General features: G+C 73.1%; 18 protein-coding genes. 10 read left to right on the top strand and 8 right to left on the bottom strand.

Features of this window, described 5'->3' with window-relative positions; all coding sequences use genetic code 11:
• Positions 1-62 precede the first annotated feature (62 nt).
• Together ACGF15_RS09945 and ACGF15_RS09940 are read right to left on the bottom strand one after the other, a co-directional pair.
• Positions 63-2,345, bottom strand: a complete 2,283-nt coding sequence (locus ACGF15_RS09945; protein WP_392797742.1) for a helix-hairpin-helix domain-containing protein — start codon at positions 2,343-2,345, stop codon at positions 63-65.
• Positions 2,330-3,313, bottom strand: a complete 984-nt coding sequence (locus ACGF15_RS09940) for an aldo/keto reductase (RefSeq protein ID WP_345615498.1) — start codon at positions 3,311-3,313, stop codon at positions 2,330-2,332. The genes ACGF15_RS09945 and ACGF15_RS09940 overlap by 16 nt, the downstream gene beginning before the upstream one ends.
• Positions 3,314-3,442: 129 nt before the next feature.
• Here ACGF15_RS09940 and ACGF15_RS09935 point away from each other — a divergent pair, with 129 nt between their 5' ends.
• Together ACGF15_RS09935 and ACGF15_RS09930 are read left to right on the top strand one after the other, a co-directional pair.
• Positions 3,443-4,492: an LLM class F420-dependent oxidoreductase gene (locus ACGF15_RS09935; RefSeq protein WP_345615499.1), complete on the top strand. Its 1,050-nt coding sequence runs from the start codon at positions 3,443-3,445 to the stop codon at positions 4,490-4,492.
• 201 nt (positions 4,493-4,693) lie between these two features.
• A complete protein-coding gene (locus tag ACGF15_RS09930; protein WP_345615500.1) occupies positions 4,694-5,479 on the top strand; it encodes a ferritin-like domain-containing protein in 786 nt (261 codons plus the stop codon).
• Positions 5,480-5,543: 64 nt separating this feature from the next.
• Here ACGF15_RS09930 and corA read toward each other — a convergent pair whose 3' ends face one another.
• Positions 5,544-6,536 carry a magnesium/cobalt transporter CorA gene (gene corA, locus ACGF15_RS09925; protein ID WP_392797571.1) on the bottom strand — a complete coding sequence of 331 codons (993 nt, stop codon included), beginning with the start codon at positions 6,534-6,536 and terminating at the stop codon, positions 5,544-5,546.
• Positions 6,537-6,645: 109 nt separating this feature from the next.
• Between corA and ACGF15_RS09920 the strand changes: the two genes are divergently transcribed.
• The 4 genes from ACGF15_RS09920 to mshC all read left to right on the top strand — a co-directional run bounded on the left by ACGF15_RS09920 (position 6,646) and on the right by mshC (position 10,209).
• Positions 6,646-7,350, top strand: coding sequence for a histidine phosphatase family protein (locus ACGF15_RS09920; RefSeq protein ID WP_392797569.1), 705 nt, complete (start codon positions 6,646-6,648; stop codon positions 7,348-7,350).
• A 127-nt stretch (positions 7,351-7,477) separates the two neighbouring features.
• Positions 7,478-8,068: a DUF3090 domain-containing protein gene (locus ACGF15_RS09915; RefSeq protein ID WP_345615503.1), complete on the top strand. Its 591-nt coding sequence runs from the start codon at positions 7,478-7,480 to the stop codon at positions 8,066-8,068.
• Complete coding sequence (locus ACGF15_RS09910; RefSeq protein WP_392797567.1) at positions 8,032-8,859, top strand: SCO1664 family protein; 828 nt, start codon at positions 8,032-8,034, stop codon at positions 8,857-8,859. Before ACGF15_RS09915 ends, ACGF15_RS09910 begins: the two co-directional genes overlap by 37 nt.
• Positions 8,860-8,979: 120 nt before the next feature.
• Positions 8,980-10,209: a cysteine--1-D-myo-inosityl 2-amino-2-deoxy-alpha-D-glucopyranoside ligase gene (mshC, locus tag ACGF15_RS09905; protein WP_345615505.1), complete on the top strand. Its 1,230-nt coding sequence runs from the start codon at positions 8,980-8,982 to the stop codon at positions 10,207-10,209.
• Positions 10,210-10,318: 109 nt separating this feature from the next.
• Here the strand turns inward: mshC and ACGF15_RS09900 are convergent, their stop codons facing one another.
• The 5 genes from ACGF15_RS09900 to ACGF15_RS09880 all read right to left on the bottom strand — a co-directional run bounded on the left by ACGF15_RS09900 (position 10,319) and on the right by ACGF15_RS09880 (position 16,831).
• A complete protein-coding gene (locus tag ACGF15_RS09900) occupies positions 10,319-11,398 on the bottom strand; it encodes a PAC2 family protein (protein ID WP_345615506.1) in 1,080 nt (359 codons plus the stop codon).
• A gap of 336 nt (positions 11,399-11,734) precedes the next feature.
• Positions 11,735-13,354 carry a glycerol-3-phosphate dehydrogenase/oxidase gene (locus ACGF15_RS09895; protein ID WP_345615507.1) on the bottom strand — a complete coding sequence of 540 codons (1,620 nt, stop codon included), beginning with the start codon at positions 13,352-13,354 and terminating at the stop codon, positions 11,735-11,737.
• Positions 13,355-13,369: 15 nt separating this feature from the next.
• Positions 13,370-14,896: a glycerol kinase GlpK gene (gene glpK / locus ACGF15_RS09890; protein ID WP_345615508.1), complete on the bottom strand. Its 1,527-nt coding sequence runs from the start codon at positions 14,894-14,896 to the stop codon at positions 13,370-13,372.
• A gap of 51 nt (positions 14,897-14,947) precedes the next feature.
• Positions 14,948-15,742 carry an MIP/aquaporin family protein gene (locus ACGF15_RS09885; RefSeq protein WP_256524423.1) on the bottom strand — a complete coding sequence of 265 codons (795 nt, stop codon included), beginning with the start codon at positions 15,740-15,742 and terminating at the stop codon, positions 14,948-14,950.
• Between the two features lie 324 nt (positions 15,743-16,066).
• Complete coding sequence (locus ACGF15_RS09880) at positions 16,067-16,831, bottom strand: IclR family transcriptional regulator (protein ID WP_345615509.1); 765 nt, start codon at positions 16,829-16,831, stop codon at positions 16,067-16,069.
• A 271-nt stretch (positions 16,832-17,102) separates the two neighbouring features.
• Between ACGF15_RS09880 and metH the strand changes: the two genes are divergently transcribed.
• The 4 genes from metH to ACGF15_RS09860 all read left to right on the top strand — a co-directional run bounded on the left by metH (position 17,103) and on the right by ACGF15_RS09860 (position 25,174).
• The gene (metH, locus tag ACGF15_RS09875) at positions 17,103-20,615 is read left to right on the top strand and encodes a methionine synthase (protein ID WP_392797563.1); all 3,513 of its coding nucleotides are present in this window, start codon (positions 17,103-17,105) and stop codon (positions 20,613-20,615) included.
• A gap of 108 nt (positions 20,616-20,723) precedes the next feature.
• The gene (locus ACGF15_RS09870; protein WP_345615511.1) at positions 20,724-21,425 is read left to right on the top strand and encodes an HAD family phosphatase; all 702 of its coding nucleotides are present in this window, start codon (positions 20,724-20,726) and stop codon (positions 21,423-21,425) included.
• Between the two features lie 495 nt (positions 21,426-21,920).
• Positions 21,921-23,522: an ABC transporter substrate-binding protein gene (locus ACGF15_RS09865; RefSeq protein ID WP_392797561.1), complete on the top strand. Its 1,602-nt coding sequence runs from the start codon at positions 21,921-21,923 to the stop codon at positions 23,520-23,522.
• A gap of 62 nt (positions 23,523-23,584) precedes the next feature.
• A complete protein-coding gene (locus tag ACGF15_RS09860) occupies positions 23,585-25,174 on the top strand; it encodes an ABC transporter substrate-binding protein (RefSeq protein ID WP_345615514.1) in 1,590 nt (529 codons plus the stop codon).
• Positions 25,175-25,296 lie beyond the last annotated feature (122 nt).

Here is a 25,296-nt window from a genome sequence, read left to right as displayed (position 1 = left end):
GCGTGGCGGGCCCCGGCGAGCGCCCGCACCCGCCCCGCGCCACCCGCCCGGCCCCCCGGACGTCAGGACGCGGAGGGCTCCGCCAGCAGGCCCCGGAGCAGCACGCCGAGGCGGGTCCGGCGAGCCTCGGCGGCCACCTCGGCCACCGCGCCGGGGAGCGCCCGGTCGACCCCCTGCACCACGGACAGATGCCGCTCCGCGCGCCCGAACGCCGTGTAGACCCAGGGCCTGCTCAGCCCCGCCGCCGCGTCGCCCGGCAGCACCACGACCACCGCGGGCCACCGCATCCCGGCGGCCTGGTGGACCGTCATGGCCCACCCCTGGCGCAGCACCGAGGCCACCCGGTCCCTCGGGACCGTCACCGCACCCCCCTCGCCGTCCAGGCGCAGACCCTCGGGGGAGGCGGAGACGACCGTGGCGGCGACCGTCCGCCCGGGCGCCTCGGCGAGCGCGACCCGGTCCCCGGGGTCGAAGCCGCCGAACCGGCCCGGACCGGGGTTGAAGTGCTGCTTCAGCGCCGTGTTCAGCGCCCTGGTCCCGGCCGGGCCGCCGTGCCCCACCGTCAGCACCTGGGTCCGGTCCGCGGGGACGCCGATCGCCCGGGGCACCGAGTCGCCGACCAGCTGCACCGTGCGGTGCACGGCCTCGGCCGCCTCCCGCACCGGCACGACGGCGATCTCCTTCCCCGGGGCGTCGACCTGGTTCAGCTCGCCGATCCCGATGCCCGACACCAGCTCGCCGAGCGGCCCCGGGTCCGGGAGGCGCGAGTCGACCCGGGGGCAGACCCCGGCGGCCAGCAGATCCGCGAAGACGCGCCCCGCGCCCGCCGCGCCCAGGACGTGCGGATCGCCGCTGAGCACCAGGCGGCAGCCGTCCGGCAGCGCCTCCACCAGCGCGGCGGCGCTCTCCACGTCGAGCAGGGGCGCGTCCAGGACGGCCAGCAGGTCCAGGGCGAGCGCGCCGTCCTCGTCCCGCCCGGGGCCGGCGGCACCGCTCAGCAGGTCCGCGACGGTCACCGCACCGCCCTGCGGGCCCAGGCGGCGGCAGCCGCTGCGGCTGTGGACGGCGACCAGGGCACGCAGCCCCCGCTCCCGGGCACCCGCCACCAGGGACACGGGCTCGGCCCGGGCGGCCTCCCCGCCGGTGTGGACGACCAGGCCACCGCCCGCGGCCGCGCGGACCAGGTCGGGGCCCTCCCAGGTGTCGCGGGGCCCGGTGCGCACCAGCCGGGCCAGCCCGTCGGCGAGGCTCTCCTCGGCCATGGCGTAGCGGTCGAGCCCCAGCAGCACCGGGACCGGTGGCCGGTCCTCCTGCCGGTCCTCCGGCGCGGCCGGGTGCGCCTCCTCCGGCTCCTCCGCGGCGTCCGCGCCCGTGCCGTCCGGCAGGACGAGCGCCGCACCCGCCTCGACCGCCGCGGCGACCGCGGCGTCCTCGTCCGGCACACCGAGCCCGGCGAGCCCCGTGCGGACCGCGGAGACCTCCTGCACGGTGTGCCCGTGCGCGGCGGCCCGCTCCAGCAGCCAGGCCACCAGCGCGGCGGCGCGGCGCTCGTCCTCCGGTCCGCAACCGGGGCCCAGCAGCGCCCGGGCGAAGGCGTCGGCCTGCTCGGGGCGTACCCCGGGCACGGACAGCACCAGCCAGGGGTCCTCGGCGAGCAGCCCCGCGGCGCCCTCCCCGAGGGTTTCGGCGACCGGTCCGGCCAGGCTCTCGGGGGCGCCGCCCCGGGCCAGCAGCGCGCGTACGGCCTCCAGCGCCTCCGGGGGCGTCCTTCTCGGGGCGGCCGGGGCGGCGCGCGGGACGGCCGGGCGGGGCGCCTCCGCGGCGGGCCGCGGTGCGGCGGCCGCGGGGGCGTCGTCGAAGAAGTCCGAACCGGAGGAGGTGCCGCCCTCCACCGCCCGGACGGCGGCGAGCAGGTCGGCGGCCTGGCCGCTGAGCTTCGCCCCGCTCTCCACGGGCCCGCCGCGCTCGGCCTTCCGCCGGGCGATGCGCTCGCGCAGGGCGCGCTGGGCGGCGAGCTCGGCCTGCGCCTCACTGCCGGTGCCCTCGGTGCCCTCGGTGTCCTCCGTGCCGCCGCCCGCGGGGTCCGGCCCAGCCCCGGGGCCCTCGCTCCCGGTCCCGGCCGCTCCGGAGCCCGGAGTGTCCCCGGCGCCGTCCGGGCCGGGAGCACCGGCCTCCGCCGCGCCGGTGGCGTCCGCGGAGGCGGCGCTCCCGGAGCCCGGTCCGCCGCCGTCCTCCTCGGCGACGGCGCCCGCCGCGTCGGGAGCGGGGTCGCCGGGGGGCGGGTCGCCGTCGGCGCCGCTCGCGTCGGCGGAGTGCGGGGTGGACGCGGTCACAGCGTGCTCCAGTCCTGGTCGGGGTAGCGGTGCACGGGCGCCGAGACATCGTCCAGCGCCCGGCGGATCTCGTCAGGAAGACTAAGCGCCTCCACCGACAGGGCCGCGGTGAGCTGCCGCGCGTTGCGCGCGCCGACGATCGGGGCCGCCACCCCGGGCCGGTCCCGCACCCACGCCAGCGCCACCTCCAGGGGGGTGGCCGCGAGTCCGTCCGCGGCCGTCGCCACCGCGTCCACGACACCCGCCGCCGCCTCGTCGAGATAGGGCTCGACGAAGGGGGCCAGGTGCTCCGAGGCGCCCCGCGAGTCGGCCGGGACCGAGGTGCGGTACTTGCCGGTCAGCACCCCGCGCCCCAGCGGCGACGACGGCAGCAGCCCCAGACCCAGGTCCAGCGCGGCCGGAAGCACCTCCCGCTCCACACCGCGCTGGAGCAGCGAGTACTCCATCTGCGTGCTCGCCAGTCTGGTCCGGGCGCCGGGGGCCGCCAGCTGCCAGGTGGCGGCCTTGGCGAGCTGCCAGCCGCAGAAGTTCGACACGCCCGCGTACCGGGCGCGCCCCGTGGTGACCGCGATGTCCAGCGCCTGGAGGGTCTCCTCCAGCGGTGTCCCGGGATCGAAGGCGTGCACCTGCCACAGATCCACATGGTCGGTGCCCAGCCGGGCGAGGGAGGCGTCGAGCGCGGCGAGCAGATGGCCTCGGGAGCCGTCGAAGCGCCGGTCGGGGTCGCGCACGCTGCCCGCCTTCGTCGCGATCACGAGGTCCTCGCGCGGCACGAGCCGTTCCACCAGCCTGCCGAGCAGGTACTCGGCCTCGCCGCCGCCGTAGACGTCCGCGGTGTCGACGAGCGTCCCGCCGGCCTCCCAGAAGGTCTTCAACAGGTCGGCGGCGTCGTGCTCGCCGGTGTCCCGGCCCCAGGTGAGGGTGCCGAGCCCGATCCGGGACACGCGCAGGCCGGTGCGGCCGAGATGCCTCTGCTCCATGGGCGCTGAGATTACTGGCCAGGGGCGCACGCGGAGAGACCCTGTGGACAACGTGCCCCTGCCGGTCACCGGCGCGGCGCGCTACAGTCCCCGGAGAGAGACCCTACTGATCAGTAAGAGGGAGCGGTCATGCGGCTCGGCATCAACCTCGGCTACTGGGGCGCGGGGATGGACGGTGACAACCTCGCCGTCGCCCAGGAGGCGGACAGGCTCGGCTACGACGTGTGCTGGGCGGCGGAGGCCTACGGCTCCGACGCGCCCACGGTGCTCAGCTGGGTCGCCGCCCAGACCGAGCGCATCGACGTCGGCTCCGCCATCATGCAGATCCCCGCACGGCAGCCCGCGATGACCGCGATGACCGCCGCCACGCTCGACTCGCTCTCCGGCGGCCGATTCCGCCTCGGCCTCGGCGTCTCCGGCCCCCAGGTCTCCGAGGGCTGGTACGGCGTCAGGTTCGACAAGCCGCTGGCCCGCACGCGCGAGTACGTGGAGATCGTGCGCCGGGCGATGAGCCGCGAGCGGCTGACCCACCAGGGCGAGCACTGGACGCTGCCGCTGCCCGACGGGCCGGGCAAGCCCATCAAGCTCACGGTCCACCCCGAGCGCGAGCACATCCCGCTGTACATCGCGGCGATCGGGCCGAAGAACCTGGAGCAGACCGGCGAGATCGCCGACGGCGCACTGCTGATCTTCCCCTCCGCCGAGCACCTGGAGGAGACCGCGCTGCGGCCGCTGCGCGCGGGCCGGGAGAAGGCCGGGCTGACGATGGACGGCTTCGACGTCTGCCCGACCCTGCCGCTCGCGGTCGGCGACGACGTTCCCGGCCTGGCCGACATGTTCCGGCCGTACACGGCCCTCTACGTCGGCGGCATGGGCAGCCGCAAGCAGAACTTCTACAACCAGCTCGCCCGGCGCATGGGGTACGAGAAGGAGGCGGCCGAGATCCAGGACCGCTACCTGGCGGGCGAGAAGGCGGAGGCGGCCGCGGCCGTCCCCCACCAGCTGATCGACCAGACCTCGCTGCTCGGACCCGTGGAGCGCATCGCGGACCGGATGCAGGCGTACGCGGAGGCCGGGGTCACCACGCTGACGCTCGCCCCCGCGGGCTTCACCCTCGACGAGCGGGTCACCGCGCTGCGGGCCGGTGTCGAGGCCCTGGAGCGGGCCGGAGCGGCCTGAGGTCTCAGCGGCCGTGGTGGGGGCTCGGGGGTCTTCCCCGCCACGGCCGTCACGCGGTACAACGCGCGAGGCCCCTCGGGGTTACTGCCCGGACCCGGGCGGCTCTCACCCGTTCGGCCGAGAGCCGCCGCCTCCCCTGTTGCCGCGCCGCCCGAGCCGCCGTTGACTCGGCCTGCAACGGCCTTGTTGGAGGTGGCACGGATGCTCTCGGCACGCAGTCTGTTCCAGGAGATCGTCGACAACGACGACAGCTACCGGCTCTTCTGCTCGATCGCCGCGAGCGGCGAGGCGCAGGGCGGCTGGGAGAACGCGCGGATCGCCGCCCTCGTCCCCGAGAGCATGCGCGAACTCGCGCCGAAGATCGCCCGCCACGGGGCGGACGAGGACAAGCACGGGCGCATCTTCAACGCCCTGCTGAGGAAGCGGCACCTCGAACCCGTGCCCGTCCCCCCGGAGACCGACTACACGGGGTTGCTGGAGCGCCGGGGCATCGGACTGGCGCACGACAAGCTCCGCAGGGACGAGCCCCTGAGCGAGGAGGACATCGTCGTCTACCTCTCGCACAGCCGCGTCACCGAGCAGCGGGCGGCCGACCAGATGGAGATGCTCGTGCGCCACTTCGGCGACCACCCCGAGGTCGGCAAGGCCATCCGGCAGATCTCCGCCGACGAGGACAACCACCTCGCCTACTGCCACGAGGAGCTGCTGCGCCTGGCCGCCGCGGGCCACGGGCGCACCATCCAGCGGGTCCTGCGGGAGAGCGCGCTGGCGGAGATCAGGATCTACCGGGACGTCAGCCTGGCGACCATGGCGCACCTCGGCCGGCTGCTGGCGTGGCCCCGCGCCAAGTCGGCGGCGCTGGCGGCCGGCATCCACGCGATGTACGCCTACGAGCGGCTGGGCGGCTGGCACCGGATGGTCTCGCTGACCATGCCCGGGCGGCGCGGGGCCCTGGACGGACCCCCGACCCCGGCCCCCGCCGTCTGACGGCGGCGCCCCGCCCGGGCCGCGGCCCCGTGCGCGCTTCCCGGGCGGGGCCCCGCGCACGGGGTCACAGCCAGCCGCGGCGCTTGAACAGCCGGTGGAGCCCGACCACGGCACCCGCCATCAGCAGCAGCACGGCCGGGTAGCCCCACCCCTCGTCCAGCTCCGGCATGTGCCGGAAGTTCATGCCGTACACCCCGGCGACCATCGTCGGCACGGCGGCCATGGCCGCCCAGGCCGAGATCTTGCGCATGTCGTCGTTCTGCCGCACCCCCATCTGCGCGAGATGCGCGGCGAGGATGTCCGACAGCAGCCGGTCGAGCCCCTCCACCTGCTCGTTCGCCCGGGTCAGGTGGTCGCTCACGTCCCGGAAGAAGGGCTGGGCGTGTTCGTGGACGAAGGGCACTCCCGCGCCCGCGAGACGGTCCATCGGCGAGGCCAGCGGCCCGGCGGCCCGGCGGAACTCAAGGACCTGGCGCTTGAAGGTGTAGATGCGGGCGGCGGTGTTCTTGGCGTCCCTGCTGCCGGGGGCGAAGACCTCCGCCTCCATCTCCTCCAGGTCCACCTGGAGCTCCGCCGCGACGTCGATGTAGTGGTCGACCACCGCGTCGCTGATCGCGTACAGCACGGACGTGGGCCCGTGCCGGAGCACGGCGGGCTCGGCCTCCAGCCGCTCCCGCACCGCGTGCAGCGGCGCCCCCTCGCCGTGCCGGACGGTGACGACGAACGAGTCGCCTATGAACACCATCAGCTCGCCGGCGCGCACCGTGTCGCCCTCGGGTTCGTAGACCACCGGCTTCAGCACCACGAACAGGGAGTCGTCGTACACCTCCAGCTTGGGCCGCTGGTGCGCCTTCAGGGCGTCCTCCACGGCCAGCGGGTGCAGTCCGAACTCCGCGGAGACATGGTCGAACTCGTCCTCCGTCGGCTCGTGCAGCCCGATCCAGAGGAAGGCGTCGCCCGTGGCCCGGGCGTCCGCCAGCGCGGCGGCGAGGTCCGAGGGGCCCTCGGTCCGGCGTCCGTCCCGGTAGATGGCGCAGTCCACGATCACCCGACGCATTCTTCCCCCGCCGCTCGCGCGGCACACCCCGCCCCCCGCGGCGCGTCCGCCCGCGCCCGGCTTCGCACCCGGCACCGCCCGCCGGGCCCGAAGCCTTAGGCTGGCGGCCATGGCCACGCTGATCCTCGTACGGCACGGACGCTCCACCGCCAACACCGAGGGAGTGCTCGCCGGGCGGATGCCCGGCGTCCACCTCGACGCCCGCGGCGCCGCGCAGGCCGCCGCCCTCCCCGGGCGGCTCGCCGGCGTCCCGCTCGCCGCCGCGGTCTCCAGCCCCCTGGAGCGCTGCCGGGAGACCCTTGGGCCGCTGCTCGACGCCCGGCCGGAACTCACCCTGGAGACCGACGAGCGCATCGGCGAGTGCGACTACGGGGACTGGTCCGGCCGCAAGCTGGCGGAACTCTCCGACGAGCCCCTGATGGAGGTCGTGCAGCACCATCCCTCCGCGGCCGCCTTCCCCGGCGGCGAGTCGATGCGGGCCATGCAGGCCCGCGCCGTCGAGGCCGTCCGCGACTGGAACGCCCGTGTCGAGGCGGCGCACGGCGAGGGCGCCGTGTACCTGATGTGCTCCCACGGCGACATCGTCAAGTCCCTGGTGGCCGACGCCCTCGGCATGCACCTCGACCTCTTCCAGCGGCTGCACGTGGAGCCCTGCTCGGTGACCGCCGTGCGCTACACCCGCACGCGGCCCTTCCTGCTGCGTCTCGGGGACACCGGCGACCTGTCCTCGTTCGTCCCGGGCGACGACCGCGCCGAGACGCGCAGCGAGGAGCGCGGCCAGGCCGTCGTCGGGGGCGGCGCGGGCGCACCGTGATCGCTCCCCGCAGTAGGGTGGACGGGCCGCGGTCCCCAGGGGGCGGGTGCCCTCGTACCATCCGTGACCGGACGGCCGCGGCCGACCGAAGACCGAATCCGCACACCGACCCCAAGGGAGACAGGACGTGTCCCGTCAGGTGTTCCTCTACGACCCGCCGGAGCGTTTCGTGGCCGGCACGGTCGGTCTGCCTGGACGCCGTACGTTCTTCTTGCAGGCATCGGCCGCAGGGCGCCTGACCAGCGTCGCCCTGGAGAAGACGCAGGTGGCCGCGCTGGCCGAGCGGATCGACGAGCTCCTGGACGAGGTGGTCCGCCGCACCGGCGGGAACGCGCCGGTGCCCGCCATGGCTCCCGCGGACGTCGCCGACACCGCTCCCCTCGACAACCCGGTCGAGGAGGAGTTCCGCGTCGGCACCATGGCACTCGCCTGGGACGGCGAGGAGCAGCGCATGATCGTCGAGGCGCAGGCGCTCGTCGAGCTGGACGCGGATTCCGAGGAGGATCTCGCGGAGGCCGAGGAACGGCTGCTCCAGGACGAGGAGAACGGCCCGCCGATGCTGCGGGTCCGGCTCACCGGGGCCCAGGCCCGCGCCTTCGCCAAGCGCGCCCTGGACGTGGTGAACGCCGGGCGCCCGCCGTGTCCCCTGTGCAGTCTGCCCCTGGATCCGGAAGGACACGTATGCCCGCGCCAGAACGGATACCGACGGGGGGCGTGAGCGGCGCGGACGCGCTCACGCTGCTCGCGAAGGGCGAGCTGACCGTCCTCGGCCGGGTGCGCGAGGCGTCCAACGCGGTGCTCCACTGCTCGGTCTCCGACGAGGAGCGCACGGCGCACTGCGTCTACAAGCCCGTCGCCGGCGAGCGCCCGCTGTGGGACTTCCCCGACGGCACCCTGGCGCAGCGCGAGGTGGCCGCCTACGAGCTCTCCGAGGCCACCGGGTGGGGCCTGGTGCCGCCGACCGTGCTCCGCGACGGCCCCTACGGAGAGGGCATGGTCCAGCTGTGGGTGGAGGCGGACCCCGCGGCCGAGCTGCTGGCGCTCGTCGAGGGCGAGGAGCCGGGGGAGGGCTGGAGGGCCGTCGGCTTCGCCGACGTCGGCGAGGGCCGCACCGCGCTGCTGGTCCACGCCGACGACCCGAGGCTGCGCCGCCTGGCGGTTCTCGACGCCGTGATCAACAACGGCGACCGCAAGGGGGGCCATCTGCTCCCGGCCGCGGACGGCGCCCTGTACGCCATCGACCACGGGGTGACCTTCAACGCCGAGGACAAGCTGCGCACGCTGCTGTGGGGCTGGGCGGGGGAGCCGCTGACCGACGAGGCCCGCGGCGTGCTGGAGTCCCTCGCGGCGGACCTGGGCGGGAAGGCGCCCCTCGCCACCCGTCTGGCCGAGCTGCTGACCGAGGCGGAGACCGCCGCCGTACGGGTGCGGGTGGCGGAGCTGCTGGCCTCGGGCACCCATCCGGTGCCCTCCGGGAGGTGGCCGGCGATCCCCTGGCCGCCGGTCTGAGGCGCCCGAGGGGGGCCGGTGAGCGGATGCACACGGGGGCGCGCGGCGCAAGGACGCCCAACCGGCCAGGAGCAGAGATCCGGTTCGTATCCGGAACATCCGTCCGGTTAGGCTCGACGCATGCATGCCTGGCCCGCTTCCGAGGTCCCCGCCCTGCCCGGCAAGGGCCGCGACCTCAGGATCCACGACACCGCGACCGGCGGTCCCCTGACCCTCGACCCCGGTCCCGTCGCCCGTATCTACGTGTGCGGCATCACGCCGTACGACGCCACGCACATGGGGCACGCGGCGACCTACAACGCGTTCGACCTCGTACAGCGCGTGTGGCTCGACACCAAGCGGCAGGTCCACTACGTCCAGAACGTGACGGACGTCGACGACCCCCTCCTCGAACGCGCGAACCGCGACGGGCAGGACTGGACGGAACTCGCCGAGCGTGAAACCTCCCTGTTCCGCGAGGACATGACCGCCCTGCGGATGCTCCCCCCGCAGCACTACATCGGTGCCGTGGAGGCGATACCCGGGATCGTGCCGCTCGTGGAGCGGCTGCGGGACGCGGGCGCCGCCTACGAGCTCGACGGCGACATCTACTTCTCCGTCGAGTCCGACCCCCACTTCGGCGGGGTCTCCCACCTCGACGCCGAGGCGATGCGGCTGCTCTCCGCGGAGCGCGGCGGCGACCCCGAGCGCCCCGGCAAGAAGAACCCCCTCGACCCGATGCTCTGGATGGCGGCCCGCGAGGGCGAGCCCCGCTGGGACGGCCGCAGCCTCGGCCCCGGCCGCCCCGGCTGGCACATCGAGTGCGTCGCCATCGCCCTGGACCACCTCGGCATGGGCTTCGACGTGCAGGGCGGCGGCTCCGACCTCGCCTTCCCCCACCACGAGATGGGGGCCTCGCACGCCCACGCCCTGACCGGCGAGCACCCCTACGCCAAGGCGTACGTGCACGCCGGCATGGTGGCGCTGCACGGCGAGAAGATGTCGAAGTCCAAGGGCAACCTGGTCTTCGTCTCCGCGCTGCGCCGCCAGGGGGTGGACCCGGCGGCCATCCGCCTGACCCTCCTCGCCCACCACTACCGCTCCGACTGGGAGTGGACGGACGCGGTGCTGGACGAGGCCGTGGAGCGCCTCGCCCGCTGGCGCGCCGCCGTGTCCCGGCCGGACGGCCCGCCCGCCGACGCCCTGGTGGAGGAGGTCCGCGCGGCGCTCGCCGACGACCTGGACGCCCCGGCGGCGCTCCGGGCCGTGGACCGCTGGGTCGCGCTCCAGGAGCGCGGGGGCGGCACCGACGAGGGCGCTCCGGGAGTGGTCTCCCGGACGGTCGACGCCCTGCTCGGGGTGGCGCTCTAGCCGCACCCGCACGGCCCCGGCAGCACTGCGGGGCGGCACCGTCGACGGTGCCGCCCCGCAGTCGTGTCCGGGACGTCGCGCTCCGGCCGGGGGCCGCGGAGAGGCGGCCTCAGTCCTCGGCCGGGGGATCCGCGCCCGCCTCGCCCTCGTCCGGTGCGTCCGGCCCCTCGGAGGGGGTGCCGGGCCGGTCGGAACGTGCGGGGCCCGGCTCCTGCCCGCCGCCCGGACCGGTGTCGGCCCGGGGCGGCGAGGGCGGCCTCGTGCGACCGCTCGACGGGTCCCGCAGGTACGATCCGCCCGCGTCCGTGCCGTCCGTGGCATGGCCCCCCGGGCCGCCCCCGGGGCCGCCGCCGTCACGGCGCCTCAGGTACCGCTCGAACTCGCGGGCGATCGCCTCGCCGGAGGCCTCGGGCAGGTCCGCGGTGTCCCGCGCCTCCTCCAGGGTCTGCACGTACTCGGCCACCTCGCTGTCCTCGGAGGCCAGTTGGTCGACGCCCAACTGCCAGGCGCGGGCGTCCTCGGGCAGTTCGCCGAGCGGGATGCGCAGGCCGATCAGGTCCTCCAGGCGGTTCAGCAGCGCCAGGGTCGCCTTGGGGTTCGGCGGCTGGGACACGTAGTGCGGCACCGCCGCCCACAGGCTCACCGCCGGCACACCGGCGTGGGTGCACGCCTCCTGGAGGATCCCCACGATGCCCGTCGGGCCCTCGTAGCGCGTCTCCTCCAGGTCCATGGTGCGGGCGAGGGCCGGGTCCGAGGTGATGCCGCTCACCGGTACCGGCCGGGTGTGCGGGGTGTCCCCGAGGAGCGCGCCGAGGATCACGACCATCTCCACGCCCAGTTCGTGGGCGAAGCCGAGGATCTCGTTGCAGAACGAGCGCCAGCGCATGGACGGCTCGATGCCCCGGACCAGGACCAGGTCGCGCGGCTTGTCCCCGCCGATCCGCACCACGGACAGCCGGGTCGTCGGCCAGACGATCTTCCGCGCCCCGCCGTCCAGGTACACCGTCGGCCGGTTGACCTGGAAGTCGTAGTAGTCCTCGGCGTCGAGCGCCGCGAACACCTCCCCCTTCCACTCCCTGTCCAGGTGCGCGACCGCAGTGGAGGCGGCGTCGCCGGCGTCGTTCCAGCCCTCGAACGCGGCCACCATGACCGGGTCGATCAGCTCGGGTACCCCCTCGAGCTCGATCACCCAGGCCTCCTTCCGAAGTTCCCTCGTGTACGGCCCCAACCTTACGGCTTTCCGGGTACCCCGCCGCAGCCCCCTTGCACAGCCGGGTGAACTTCGGCCGGGGGCTGAACGCCCGCGGCCCGGACGGCGTCCTCCCCGTATGCGCTGCGGCGCGAGGTGGGCGAACGCCGCATGGCGGCGGGGAGTTCGGCCCGGCGCGCGGACGAGCGGTGCGGGCGGAGGCCCGGCCGCGGCACGGGGCCGCGGGGACGGCCCTGCGGCCGGGCCGCGGGGGCGTCCACCCCGCGGCCCGGCCGCGCATCCGGCCGCCCCGCCCTCCGACGGGACGGACGGAACCTACTTCCCGGCGAGCATGCCCTCCACCCGGCCGCGGATCTCGTCCGTGGCCAGGCCCCGGATCGTGAGCGTGGTGCGGCGGCGCAGCACGTCGTCCGCCGTCTCGGCCCACTCCCGGTCGCGGGCGTAGGCGACCTGTGCCCAGATCTCGGGTGCGTCGGGGTGGATCCGCTCGGCCAGCGCCGGGTCCTCGGAGGCCAGCCGGGCTATGTCGAAGGACAGCGACCCGTAGTGCGTGGCCAGGTGGCGGGCCGTGTCGGCGGCCATCCGGGGGCCGGGCGTGCCGCCGTCGACGAGCAGCCGGTGGGCGACCGCGTCGGGGTTGGCGATCCCGGGCAGCGGGAGCTTGCGGGGCAGCCGGGAGACCGGCTCCATGTCCTCGGCGAGCGGGCGTCCGGGCAGCGCCGCCAGCTTGTTCATGACGGTCCGGCCGATGTGGCGGAAGGTCGTCCACTTGCCGCCCGCCACCGAGAGCATCCCGCCGCGGCCCTCCGTCACCACCGTCTCCCGCTTGGCCTTGGAGGTGTCGCCGGGGCCGCCCGGCAGCACCCGGAGCCCGGCGAAGGAGTAGGTGATCAGGTCACGGGACAGCTGCTGGTCGCGGATGGAGAACGCGGCCTCGTCCAGGATCTGGGTCACGTCCTTGTCCGTGACCGACACGTCCGCCGGGTCGCCCTCGAACTCCTCGTCCGTGGTGCCCAGCAGCAGCATGTCCTCCCACGGCAGGGCGAAGGTGATGCGGTACTTGTCGATCGGCGTGGCGAGCGCGGCCCGCCACGGGGAGGTGCGCTTCAGGACCAGGTGCGCGCCCTTGGAGAGCCGGATGGACGGCGCGGCGCCCGCGTCCTCCATCCTGCGCAGGTGGTCCACCCAGGGGCCGGTCGCGTTGAGCACCAGCCGGGCGTCCACGCCGAACTCGGTGGAGTCCGTTCGGTCCTTCAGTTCCGCGCCAGTCACCCGCCCGCGGGTGAACCGCAGACCGGTGACCTCGGCGTGGTTGAGCACCGTGGCGCCCGCCTCGACGGCCGCGCGGACCGTCATCAGCGCCATGCGGGCGTCGTTCATCTGGTCGTCGCCGTACACGGCCACGGCCTTCAGGCCGTCGGTCCGCAGCTCCGGTACGTCGGCGGCCGCCTTCGCCGGGCTCAGCAGGTGGCCGACGCCGTCGCCGAAGGCGGAGAGCGCGGAGTAGGCGAAGACGCCCGCGCCCAGCTTCGCGGCGCCGTGCGGGCCGCCCTTGTAGACGGGCAGGTAGAAGGTGAGCGGGTTCGCCAGGTGCGGCGCCACCTGGCGGGAGACCGCGCGGCGTTCGAAGTGGTTCTCCGCCACCAGCTTCACGGCGCCCGTCTGGAGGTAGCGCAGGCCGCCGTGGAGGAGCTTGGAGGAGGCGGAGGAGGTGGCGCCGGCGAAGTCGCCGGCGTCCACCAGGGCCACCCGCAGCCCGGACTGCGCCGCATGCCAGGCGGTGGAGATGCCCAGGATGCCGCCGCCGATCACCAGGAGGTCGTAGGTCGCCGTGGAGAGCTGCTCCCGGGTCTCGGCGCGGCTCGCGGCCTTGAAGGAGGACACCGAGCCGGAGGCCGGGCGCGCCCCGGAAGGGGCGCTCTGCAGGGTGGTCATTGTTGCTGCTCCTCGTCAGTTTTCCTCGTCGAGCCAGCCCATGGTCCGCTCCACGGCCTTGAGCCAGTTCTTGTACTCGCGCTCACGCGTCTCGGCGTCCATGCGCGGGGTCCACTCGGCGGCACGGCGCCAGTTGGCGCGCAGCGCGTCGGTGTCGGGCCAGAAGCCGACGGCCAGGCCGGCGGCGTAGGCGGCGCCGAGGCAGGTCGTCTCGGCGACCATGGGGCGCACCACGGGGGCGTCCAGGAAGTCCGAGAGGGTCTGCATCAGCAGGTTGTTGGAGGTCATGCCGCCGTCGACCTTGAGCGCGGTGAGCTCGACGCCGGAGTCCTTGGTCATGGCGTCGGTGATCTCGCGGGTCTGCCAGGCGGTGGCCTCCAGCACGGCACGGGCGATGTGCGCCTTGGTGACGTACCGGGTCAGTCCGGCGATCACGCCCCGGGCGTCGGAGCGCCAGTAGGGGGCGAAGAGGCCGGAGAAGGCGGGGACGAAGTAGGCGCCGCCGTTGTCCTCGACGGAGAGCGCCAGGGTCTCGATCTCGGCGGCGGAGTTGATCAGGCCCATCTGGTCGCGCATCCACTGCACCAGGGACCCGGTGACGGCGATGGAGCCTTCCAGGGCGTAGACCGGCTTCTGGTCGCCGATGCGGTAGCCGACGGTGGTGAGCAGGCCGTTGTAGGAGTTCACCGGAGTGTCGCCGGTGTTCATCAGCATGAAGGTGCCGGTGCCGTAGGTGGACTTGGCCTCGCCCTCGGCGAAGCAGGTCTGCCCGAAGAGCGCGGCCTGCTGGTCGCCCAGGGCGGAGGCGACGGGCACGCCGGCGAGGGCGCCGCCCTTGGCGAGGCCGTAGACCTCGGCCGAGGAGCGGATCTCGGGAAGGATCGCGGCGGGCAGCTCCATGGACTGGAGGATCTTGTCGTCCCACTCCATGGTGTGCAGGTTCATCAGCATGGTGCGCGAGGCGTTGGTCACGTCGGTGACGTGGACGCCGCCCTCGGTGCCGCCGGTGAGGTTCCAGATGACCCAGGAGTCCATGGTGCCGAAGAGGATGTCGCCGCGCTCCGCGCGCTCGCGCAGCCCCTCGACGTTGTCCAGCAGCCAGCGGGCCTTGGGGCCGGCGAAGTAGGACGCCAGCGGCAGGCCCGTCTCGCGGCGGAAGCGGTCCTGGCCGACGTTGCGGCCGAGCTCCTTGCAGAGGGCGTCGGTGCGGGTGTCCTGCCAGACGATGGCGTTGTGGACCGGCTCGCCGGTGTTCTTGTCCCACAGCAGCGTGGTCTCGCGCTGGTTGGTGATGCCGATCGCCTTGACGTCGGCCGAGGTGATGCCGGCCTTCTCGATCGCTCCGGCCACGACCTCCTGGACGTTGGTCCAGATCTCGGTGGCGTCGTGCTCGACCCAGCCCGGCTTCGGGAAGATCTGCTCGTGCTCCTTCTGGTCGACGGAGACGATGCGGCCGTCCTTGTCGAAGACGATGCAGCGGCTGGAGGTGGTGCCCTGGTCGATGGCCGCGATGAAGGGGCCGGTGGTGTGTGCGTCGGTCACGGTGTGCTCCTGCTCAGGTCTCGTGGTGTGGGCTCGTACGGCTGCTGTGCGTCAGGCGAACGCGAGGTTGTAGATACCCGCTGCGAGCGCCGCGCCGACCAGCGGTCCGGCGATGGGGATCCACGAGTAGCTCCAGTCGGAGCCGCCCTTGTTCGGCAGCGGGAGCAGGGCGTGCACGATGCGCGGTCCGAGGTCTCGCGCGGGGTTGATGGCGTAGCCGGTGGGGCCGCCGAGCGAGAGGCCGATGCCGACGACGACCAGGGCGACCATGAGCCCGCCGACCGGGCCGAGACCCTTGCCGCTGTCGTTGAGGCCCTGGGTGAGCACGGCGAGGACCAGCACCAGGGTGCCGATGATCTCGGTCGCGAGGTTCTGCCAGACGTTGCGGATCTCGGGGCCGGTGGAGAAGACGCCGAGGACCGGACCGGCCGCGGAGGCGCTCTCGTCGTGCGGTCCCTCGATGGCCTTCTCGTCGATCGGCTCGCCGATGACCTCGGGGTCGGTGAGGTGCGCGCGGAACTGGCCGTAGTAGGCGAGCCAGACCAGGACCGCACCGATCATGGCGCCGAGCAGCTGGCCGGCGAAGTAGACCGGGACGTTGCCCCAGTCGTTGTCCTTGATCGCGATACCGAGGGTGACGGCCGGGTTGAGGTGGGCGCCGGAGAGCGCTCCCGTCATGTAGACGGCGGTCATGACCGCGAAGCCCCACCCGAAGGTGATGGCCAGCCAGCCCGCGTTCTGCGCCTTGGAGCGCTTGAGTACGACGGCGGCGACCACGCCGCCACCGAGCAGGATGAGTACGGCGGTACCGATGGTCTCGCCGATGAAGATGTCGGAGCTGGACACCCGCGACTCCTTTGTCCTTCGTCCAGGGGAAGGCGAACCCCGGGTCCCTCCGGTGGTCCGCGCCCTCAGGTGAGGGCGATTTCCGGCCCTTGGCGCTGTCACACTCTAACGCGTATTGCCGTTAGGTGTTCGACAATGCCGACCGATGAACGGCAGTTTTGCCCTGGGGTGAAGACAACGTCAAGGGTTGTACGGCCGAAACCCGGATCGTTATCCGATGATGCGCCCGCCGGGGTGCGGGCGCCCGCCCGAAACACGCCAGACCCGCCCCCGATATCTCGGGAGGGGTCTGGAGAAGGGTGGTCGCGAGAACGGCGCCGCAGGTCAGAAGCGGCCGGCGCCCAGGTCGCGGGAGACCGCGCGGGCGCAGTCGCGCACCGCGGCCACCAGCTCCGAACGCAGCTCCCCGCCGTTGCAGACCCGCTCCACGGCGCCGGTGACGGCCACCGCGCCGACGGGCATCCGGCGGCGGTCGTGGATGGGGGCGGCGACCGAGGCCACGCCCTCCCAGGTCTCCTCCACGTCCGAGGCCCAGCCCTTGGCGCGGGTGAGGTCCAGCACCGACTCGAAGTCGTCCAGGCCGGTGACGGTCGCCGGGGTGAAGGCCTCGCGCGCCACCTCCAGGGCCTCCGTGTGGGCGACGGGGTCGTAGGCGGCCAGGACCTTGCCGAGGGCGGTGGAGTGCAGCGGCTGCATGGCCCCGACCTCCAGGACCTGGCGGCTGTCGTCGGGCCGGAAGACGTGGTGGACGATGAGGACGCCGTGCTGGTGGAGCACCCCGAGGTGCACGCTCTCGCCGCTGGACCGCGCCAGGTCGTCCGTCCAGACCAGGGCGCGCGCCCGCAGCTCGTGGACGTCGAGGTAGCTGTTGCCGAGCCGCAGCAGTTCCGCCCCCAGCTGGTAGCGGCCGGACGCCGGGTCCTGCTCGACGAAGCCCTCGGCCTGGAGGGTGCGCAGGATGCCGTGGGCGGTCCCCTTCGCGAGGTCGAGCGAGGAGGCGATGTCCGACAGCCCCAGCCGGCGCTCGCCGCCCGCGAGGAGCCGCAGCATCGCGGCCGCCCGCTCCAGGGACTGGATGTTCTTCGCCATCGGGACCGGCCCTTCTCTCCACTTGGGTTCGCCGCGTGGGGTGCGACAAGCAGCGTTCGACAATGCTGAACACTATCGGTCGATGTCGACCTTGGTCGCCGCATGGCGAGTATCCCCCGTCGCAGTGGCCGACGGAAAGCCGGAATGATTGGTTCCGTCCGTCTCGTGGGACGCATCGACGACGAACGGGACGCCGCGGCTACTCTGGCTGCGTGCGTCCTCCCGCCGAGGGCGCAAAGCCGACAGCCGTCGCATTCCAGGGAGCACATCCATGGCCTCGTTGCCGACCCCGTCCGCCGACAGCCGCAGCCGCATCGAGGCGCTGCGCGAAGCGCTCGCCACCCGGGTGGTGGTGGCCGACGGGGCGATGGGCACCATGCTCCAGGCGCAGGACCCCTCCCTGGAGGACTTCCAGAACCTGGAGGGCTGCAACGAGGTCCTGAACATCACCCGACCGGACATCGTCCGCTCGGTCCACGAGGAGTACTTCGCCGCCGGCGTCGACTGCGTGGAGACCAACACCTTCGGCGCGAACTTCGCCGCCCTCGCCGAGTACGACATCCCCGAGCGGGTGCTGGAGCTGTCCGAGGCCGGTGCGCGCCTCGCGCGGGAGGCGGCCGACTCCTTCACCGCCTCGACCGGGCAGCAGCGCTGGGTGCTGGGTTCCATGGGGCCGGGCACCAAGCTCCCCACGCTCGGCCACGCCCCGTTCACGACCCTGCGCGACGCCTACCAGCGCAACGCCGAGGGCCTGATCGCGGGCGGGGCGGACGCCCTGCTGGTGGAGACCACGCAGGACCTGCTCCAGACGAAGTCCTCGGTCATCGGTGCGCGGCGGGCGATGGAGGCGCTGGGTCTGGAGCTGCCGCTGATCTGCTCGGTGACCGTGGAGACCACCGGGACGATGCTGCTGGGGTCGGAGATCGGCGCGGCGCTGACGGCCCTGGAGCCGCTGGGGATCGACATGATCGGCCTGAACTGCGCGACGGGCCCCGCGGAGATGAGCGAGCACCTGCGGTACCTCGCGCAGCACGCCCGTGTGCCGCTGTCCTGCATGCCGAACGCCGGTCTGCCGGTGCTGACCAAGCAGGGGGCGCACTACCCGCTCACCGCCGCCGAGCTGGCGGACGCGCAGGAGGGCTTCGTCCGCGAGTACGGCCTGTCGCTGGTGGGCGGGTGCTGCGGCACGACGCCGGAGCACCTGCGGCAGGTGGTCGAGCGGGTCCGGGGGGTGGCTCCCGCCGGCCGCGACCCGCGTCCCGAGCCGGGTGCCGCGTCTCTCTACCAGTCGGTGCCGTTCCGCCAGGACACCGCCTACCTGGCGATCGGGGAGCGGACGAACGCCAACGGGTCGAAGAAGTTCCGCGAGGCGATGCTCCAGGGCCGGTGGGACGACTGTGTGGAGATGGCCCGCGACCAGATCCGCGAGGGCGCGCACATGCTGGACCTGTGCGTGGACTACGTCGGCCGGGACGGGGTGGCCGACATGGAGGAGCTGGCGGGCCGGTTCGCGACGGCCTCCACCCTGCCCATCGTCCTGGACTCCACCGAGGTCGACGTCATCCGGGCGGGGCTGGAGAAGCTGGGCGGCCGCGCCGTCATCAACTCCGTCAACTACGAGGACGGCGACGGCCCCGACTCCCGGTTCGCCCGGGTGACCCGGCTGGCGCAGGAGCACGGTGCGGCGCTGATCGCACTGACGATCGACGAGGAGGGCCAGGCCCGGACGGTGGAGGCGAAGGTCGCGATCGCCGAGCGGCTCATCGAGGACCTGACGCGGAACTGGGGCATCGAGGAGTCCGACATCCTCATCGACACCCTGACGTTCACGATCTGCACCGGGCAGGAGGAGTCCCGCGGCGACGGCATCGCCACGATCGAGGCGATCCGGGAGCTGAAGCGGCGCCACCCCGCGGTGCAGACCACCCTGGGGCTGTCGAACATCTCCTTCGGGCTGAACCCCGCCGCCCGGATCCTGCTCAACTCCGTCTTCCTGGAGGAGTGCGTCAAGGCGGGGCTGGACTCGGCGATCGTGCACGCCTCGAAGATCCTGCCGATCGCCCGCTTCGAGAAGGAGCAGGTCGACACGGCCCTGGACCTGATCTACGACCGGCGCGCCGAGGGCTACGACCCGCTGCAGAAGCTCATGGCGCTCTTCGAGGGGGCGACGGCCACCTCCCTGAAGGCCGGCAAGGCCGAGGAGCTGGCCGCGCTGCCGCTGGAGGAGCGGCTGCAGCGCCGGATCATCGACGGGGAGAAGAACGGCCTGGAGGCCGACCTCGACGAGGCGCTCACCGGGCGGCCGGCGCTGGAGATCGTCAACGACACCCTGCTGGAGGGGATGAAGGTCGTCGGCGAGCTCTTCGGATCGGGGCAGATGCAGCTGCCGTTCGTGCTGCAGTCGGCCGAGGTGATGAAGAGCGCGGTGGCCCACCTGGAGCCGCACATGGAGAAGACCGACGACGCGGGCAAGGGCACCATCGTGCTGGCCACGGTGCGCGGGGACGTGCACGACATCGGCAAGAACCTGGTCGACATCATCCTGTCGAACAACGGCTACACCGTGGTCAACCTGGGGATCAAGCAGCCCGTCTCGGCGATCCTGGACGCCGCGCAGGAGCACCGGGCGGACGTCATCGGCATGTCCGGCCTGCTGGTGAAGTCCACCGTGATCATGAAGGAGAACCTCCAGGAGCTCAACCAGCGCGGCCTGGCCGCCGACTACCCCGTCATCCTCGGCGGAGCCGCGCTCACCCGCGCCTACGTGGAGCAGGACCTCCACGACATCTACGAGGGCGAGGTCCGCTACGCCCGCGACGCCTTCGAGGGCCTGCGCCTGATGGACGCCCTCATCGCCGTCAAGCGCGGCACCCCCGGTGCCGCGCTGCCGGAGCTGAAGCAGCGCCGGGTGCGGGCCGGCGGCGCCGCGGTGGTGGAGGACGGCGAGCCGGAGAGCGTGGGCAGGTCCGACGTCGCGACCGACAACCCGGTCCCCGCCCCGCCGTTCTGGGGCACCCGGGTGGTCAAGGGCATCCAGCTGAGGGACTACGCGTCCTGGCTGGACGAGGGCGCCCTGTTCAAGGGCCAGTGGGGGCTGAAGCAGAACCGCAGGGGCGACGGGCCCAGCTACGAGGAGCTGGCCGAGACCGAGGGGCGCCCGCGGCTGCGGGGGCTGCTGGAGAAGCTCCAGACCGACAACCTCCTCGAGGCCGCCGTCGTGCACGGCTACTTCCCCTGCGTCTCCAAGGGCGACGACCTGATCATCCTGGACGACAGCGGGGCGGAGCGCACCCGCTTCACCTTCCCCCGCCAGCGCCGCGGGCGGCGGCTGTGCCTGGCCGACTTCTTCCGCCCCGAGGACAGCGGGGAGACGGACGTGGTCGGCCTGCAGGTGGTGACGGTCGGCTCCCGGATCGGCGAGGAGACCGCCCGGCTGTTCGCCGCCGACGCCTACCGCGACTACCTGGAGCTCCACGGCCTGTCCGTGCAGCTCGCCGAGGCGCTCGCCGAGTACTGGCACGCCCGGGTGCGCGCCGAGCTCGGCTTCGCGGGGGAGGACCCGGACCAGGTGGAGGACATGTTCGCCCTGAAGTACCGGGGGGCGCGCTTCTCCCTCGGCTACGGCGCCTGCCCCGACCTGGAGGACCGCGCCAAGATCGCCGCCCTGCTGGAGCCCGAGCGCATCGGCGTCCACCTGTCCGAGGAGTTCCAGCTGCACCCCGAGCAGTCCACCGACGCCATCGTCATCCACCACCCCGAGGCGAAGTACTTCAACGCACGCTGATCGGACGAGTCGTACACTGGTCGGTCCAGTGCAGGCCGGTCACCTGCCACCGCGGTCACGCCGCGGGGGAGGGTGGCCGGCCTTCTCGTCCCTTCCGGAGGTGTGCCCATGACCAGCACGGTCCCCGCGTCCCTGACCCGTCCCGCGGACGGGGCGGCCCTGCAGGCCGTCCTGCTCGACATGGACGGGACCCTCGTGGACACCGAGGACTTCTGGTGGGAGGTGGAGGTCGAGGTCTTCGCCGGCCTCGGGCACCGGCTGGACGAGGCCTGGCGCGACGTGGTGGTCGGCGGGCCGATGACCCGCAGCGGCGGCTACCTGATCGAGGCGACCGGCGCGGACATCACCCTCCCGGAGCTGACCGTGCTGCTGAACGACCGCTTCGAGGAGCGCATCGGCCGCGGCGTGCCCCTGATGCCGGGCGCCGAGCGGCTGCTCGGGGAGCTCTCCCGCCACAACGTCCCCACGGCCCTGGTCTCCGCCTCGCACCGGCGGATCATCGACCGGGTCCTCCACTCCCTCGGCGCGGACCGCTTCGCCCTGTCCGTGGCCGGCGACGAGGTGCCCCGCACCAAACCCCACCCGGACCCCTACCTCCTCGCGGCCAGCGGGCTCGGCGCGGAGCCCGCGCGGTGCGCCGTGGTCGAGGACACGGCCACCGGGGTGGCCTCGGCCGAGGCGGCCGGGTGCCGGGTCGTGGCGGTGCCCTCCCTCGCACCCATCCAGCCCGCGGCGGGCCGCACCGTCGTCGCCTCCCTGGAAGAGGTGGACCTGCTGTTCCTGCGGACCCTCATCACCGCCCGGCGCTGAAAGCACACGGTCCGTGCAGGATGAATTCATCGGGAACTCCGGGCGGCCGCCATGGGATTTCCGCCGGCTCCCAGATGGCCGATAGGTAATCAGCGTACGAGCCCATGGGCGTGACATTGCTCACTCCCCGTGTTTCCGCGGTGCGCCCGTGAGGGTGCCTTCCCGGGGTCCGAAGGCCATGGGGTGACCGTTTTGGTGGGTGAGCGTATGAATCATCCTCGCCGCGGGTGCCTCCGGGTAGGCAGGCGTGATCACTCAGCGATTACGGGCCAACTCGGGCCCGTTCACGCTTTCCTGGCGCCGCCGACTAATCTCGTCGCGAGAACTCCGCCGCCATGCCGTGGCGTCCCGACGGCCCACCAGGCCACCGGAGAACACCGGACCGATCGCTCGTACACCCGGCCCGATCGTGCCGCCCCGACCGGGCGGAGGCGGCGGAGCGATCTGCACATGGCGCTGCACCCAGTGCCGGACGGACGAGGAGAGAAGTCCACGATGAACCGCAAGACCCTGGTGCCGCTGGCCTTGACCGGCCTGCTCGCTCCCGTGCTCGTCGCCTGCGGCAGTACGGAGGGTGTCGGCTCCGGTGGCGGTGACACCATCGTGGTGGGGACCACCGACCGCTTCACGGCGGACGCCGGCTCGCCCGCTCCTCTGGACCCGGCCTACGCCTACGACACCGGGGCCTGGAACGTGCTGCGGCAGACCGTCCAGACCCTGATGCACACCCCGCGCGGCGGGGGCGCGCCCGTCCCGGACGCCGCGGAGTCCTGCTCCTTCACGGACACCGCCAGCGAGAGCTACCGCTGCAAGCTCCGCCCCGGCCTCAGCTTCGCCGACGGGACGCCCGTCACCGCCGAGGACGTGAAGTTCTCCCTGGAGCGCGTCCTCCACATCGACGCCGGCAACGGGACCGCGGCGCTGCTGTCCACCATCGACACCATCGAGACCAAGGGCGACGACGAGATCGTCTTCCACCTCTCCACTCCCGACGCCACCTTCCCCTACAAGCTGTCGACGCCGGTCGCCGCCATCGTCAGCCCGGAGAAGTACGACGGGCAGCGGCTGCGCGAGGGCCTGGCCGTCGACGGAAGCGGCCCCTACACGATGCGCGCCGAGACCGAGGGCGAGCGGGCCACCAGGATCGTCTTCACCCGGAACGAGCACTACAAGGGCGACGTCAAGCTCCGCAACGACCGCGTCGAGCTGCGCTCCTTCGACAGCGCCGAGGCGATGGGCCGCGCCCTGGAGGCCGGTGAGATCGACATGATGACCCGCTCCATGTCGCCCGAGATGATCAAGGACCTCTCGCTCAGCCCGAAGGAGGGCGTCGAGCTGACCGAGGTGCCCGGCCTGGAGATCCGCTACCTGGCCTTCAACACCGAGGCCCCCTCGGTGAAGGACGCGGCGGTCCGCCGGGCGATGGCCGCGGTCGTCGACCGGGGACGGCTCGTCAGCCAGGTCTACGGCTCCACCGCCGAACCGCTGTACTCGCTGATCCCCCGCACCATCGGCGCGCACACCAACGCCTTCTACAACACCTACGGCGACCCCAGCCCGAAGAAGGCCGCCGCCCTCCTCGCCGAGGCGGGAGTCGACACCCCGGTGCGTCTGGAGCTGAACTTCACCACCGACCACTACGGTGACGGCACCGCCAAGGAGTTCGAGATCCTGCGCGACCAGCTGAACGCCACCAAGCTCTTCGACGTCACCGTCAAGGGCTCCGACTGGTCCGCGTTCCGCGCGGCCCAGAAGCGCGGCGACTTCGCTGTCTACGGGCTCGGCTGGTTCCCCGACTTCCCGGATCCGGACAACTACACCGCCCCCTTCCTGGACGAGGGCAACTTCCTCAACTCGCCCTATGCGAACCAGGAGATCCGCACGCTCATCCCGCAGTCCCGCCGCGAGGCGGACCGCGCCGCCGCGGCCCCGGCGTTCCAGCGCATCCAGGACATCGTCGCCGACGAGGTCCCGGTGCTGCCGCTGTGGCAGGGCAAGCAGTACGTCGCCGCCCGTGACGACCTCACGGGCGTCGAATGGACCCTCAACGCGAGCTCCGACCTCCAGCTGTGGGAGCTGGCTCGCGGCGAGGTCTGACCCCCCCGTCACGCGGCCGCGCGAACCGGGCGGCCGGCTTGAGAGACCAAGAGGCACGTTCTGTGAAGGCAACATTCAGGAAGGGCACCGCGCCCCTCGCCGTCGGCCTGTCCGCCGTCCTGCTGGCCGGCTGCGGCACCGACCGCGGCGGCGACTCGGGCGGCGGAGAGTCCAGGATCGTCGTCGGCATGTCCGACGAGGTGCTGGCCACCGACCCCGCCGACGGCTACGACCCCGGTTCGTGGCTGCTGTTCAACAACGTCTTCCAGTCGCTGCTGAGCTTCCCCAAGGGCAGCACCACCCCGCAGCCGGAGGCGGCGGAGACCTGCTCCTTCGAGGCCGGCGGCAGCACCGTCTACCAGTGCACGCTCCGCGAGGGCCTCACCTTCAGCAACGGCAACAAGCTGACCTCGAAGGACGTGAAGTTCTCCTTCGAGCGCGCGCTGGGCATCGACAGCGACAGCGGCCCCGTGCCGCTGCTCACCTCGATCGACCGCATCGAGACGCCCGACGACCGGACGGTCGTCTTCCATCTCAAGGCACCGGACGCCACCTTCCCGAGCAAGATCGCCTCGGGTGCGGGTTCCATCGTGGACCACCGCGAGTACCAGGTCGGAGAGCTGCGCACCGACCGCAAGGCCGTCGGATCCGGGCCGTACAAGCTGGACTCCTTCGACGAGGACCGCGCCGTCTTCTCGGTCAACCCCGAGTACCAGGGCAGCGCCGAGCCGCAGAACGGCGGCATCACCCTCAGCTTCTTCCACGGGGACCAGGAGCGCCTCGCCGAGGCGCTGAAGGACGGCGACGTCGACGTCGCCTACCGCGGCCTCGGGGCCGGCCAGATAGCCGAGCTCCAGGGCTCCCGCTCCGCGGGCGACACCCGGATCTCGATCGTGGAGGGCACCAGCGCCGAGGTCCAGCACCTGGTGTTCAACATGGACGACCCGGTCGCCGGCCAGCCGGCCGTGCGGCAGGCCGTGGCCTACCTCGTCGACCGCGACGCCCTGGTCAGGGACGTCCACCAGTCCACGGCCACCTCCCTGTACTCGATCGTCCCGGCCGGCATCGGCACCCACAACACCGCCTTCTTCGACCGCTACGGCGGCACCCCGCAGCCCGACCAGGCCCGCAAGGTGCTGCGGGACGCCGGCATCACCGAGAAGGTGCGCCTCACCCTCTGGTCCACCCCGGTCCGCTACGGCCCGGCCACCGACCAGACGCTCCGCACGCTCGCCGAGCAGCTCAACGCCAGCGGGCTCTTCGAGGCCTCGGTCGAGTCCGTGCCGCTGAAGCAGTACGAGAAGGACGTCCAGGCCGGGAAGTACGGCGTCTACGTCAAGGGCTGGGTCCCCGACTACCCGGACCCGGACAACTTCACCCAGCCGTTCTTCGGCCCGGACAACGTGCTGGCCAACCGCTACGAGAACAAGAAGATCACCGGGGACATCATCCCCCGGACCTCCGCGATGACGGACCGGACCGCGATCGAGACGGACTTCGGCCGGCTGCAGGACATCGTCGCCGAGGACGTCCCGCTGCTGCCGCTGTGGCAGGGCAAGCAGTACGCGGTGGCCCGCGCGGGCGTCACCGGGCTGGAGTGGACCCTGGACGCGTCCACGATCTTCCGCTTCTGGGAGATCCGCAAGAGCTGAACGGCTCTCGCACACGGGCCGGGGCCCGGCCGGGAGGTCAACTTACCGGCGGGCCCCGGCCCGCCAAGCGGCCCCGACCACACGGGGCCCCGGGGCGCACCCTCCCGCAAGGGTTCGGGGAG

The organism is Streptomyces sp. NPDC048001, assembly GCF_043203115.1.
GTDB classification, from domain to species: Bacteria; Actinomycetota; Actinomycetes; order Streptomycetales; family Streptomycetaceae; genus Streptomyces; species Streptomyces sanyensis.
Note: the sequence above shows the minus strand (reverse complement) of the source record. Positions and strands in the feature narration are given on the sequence as shown.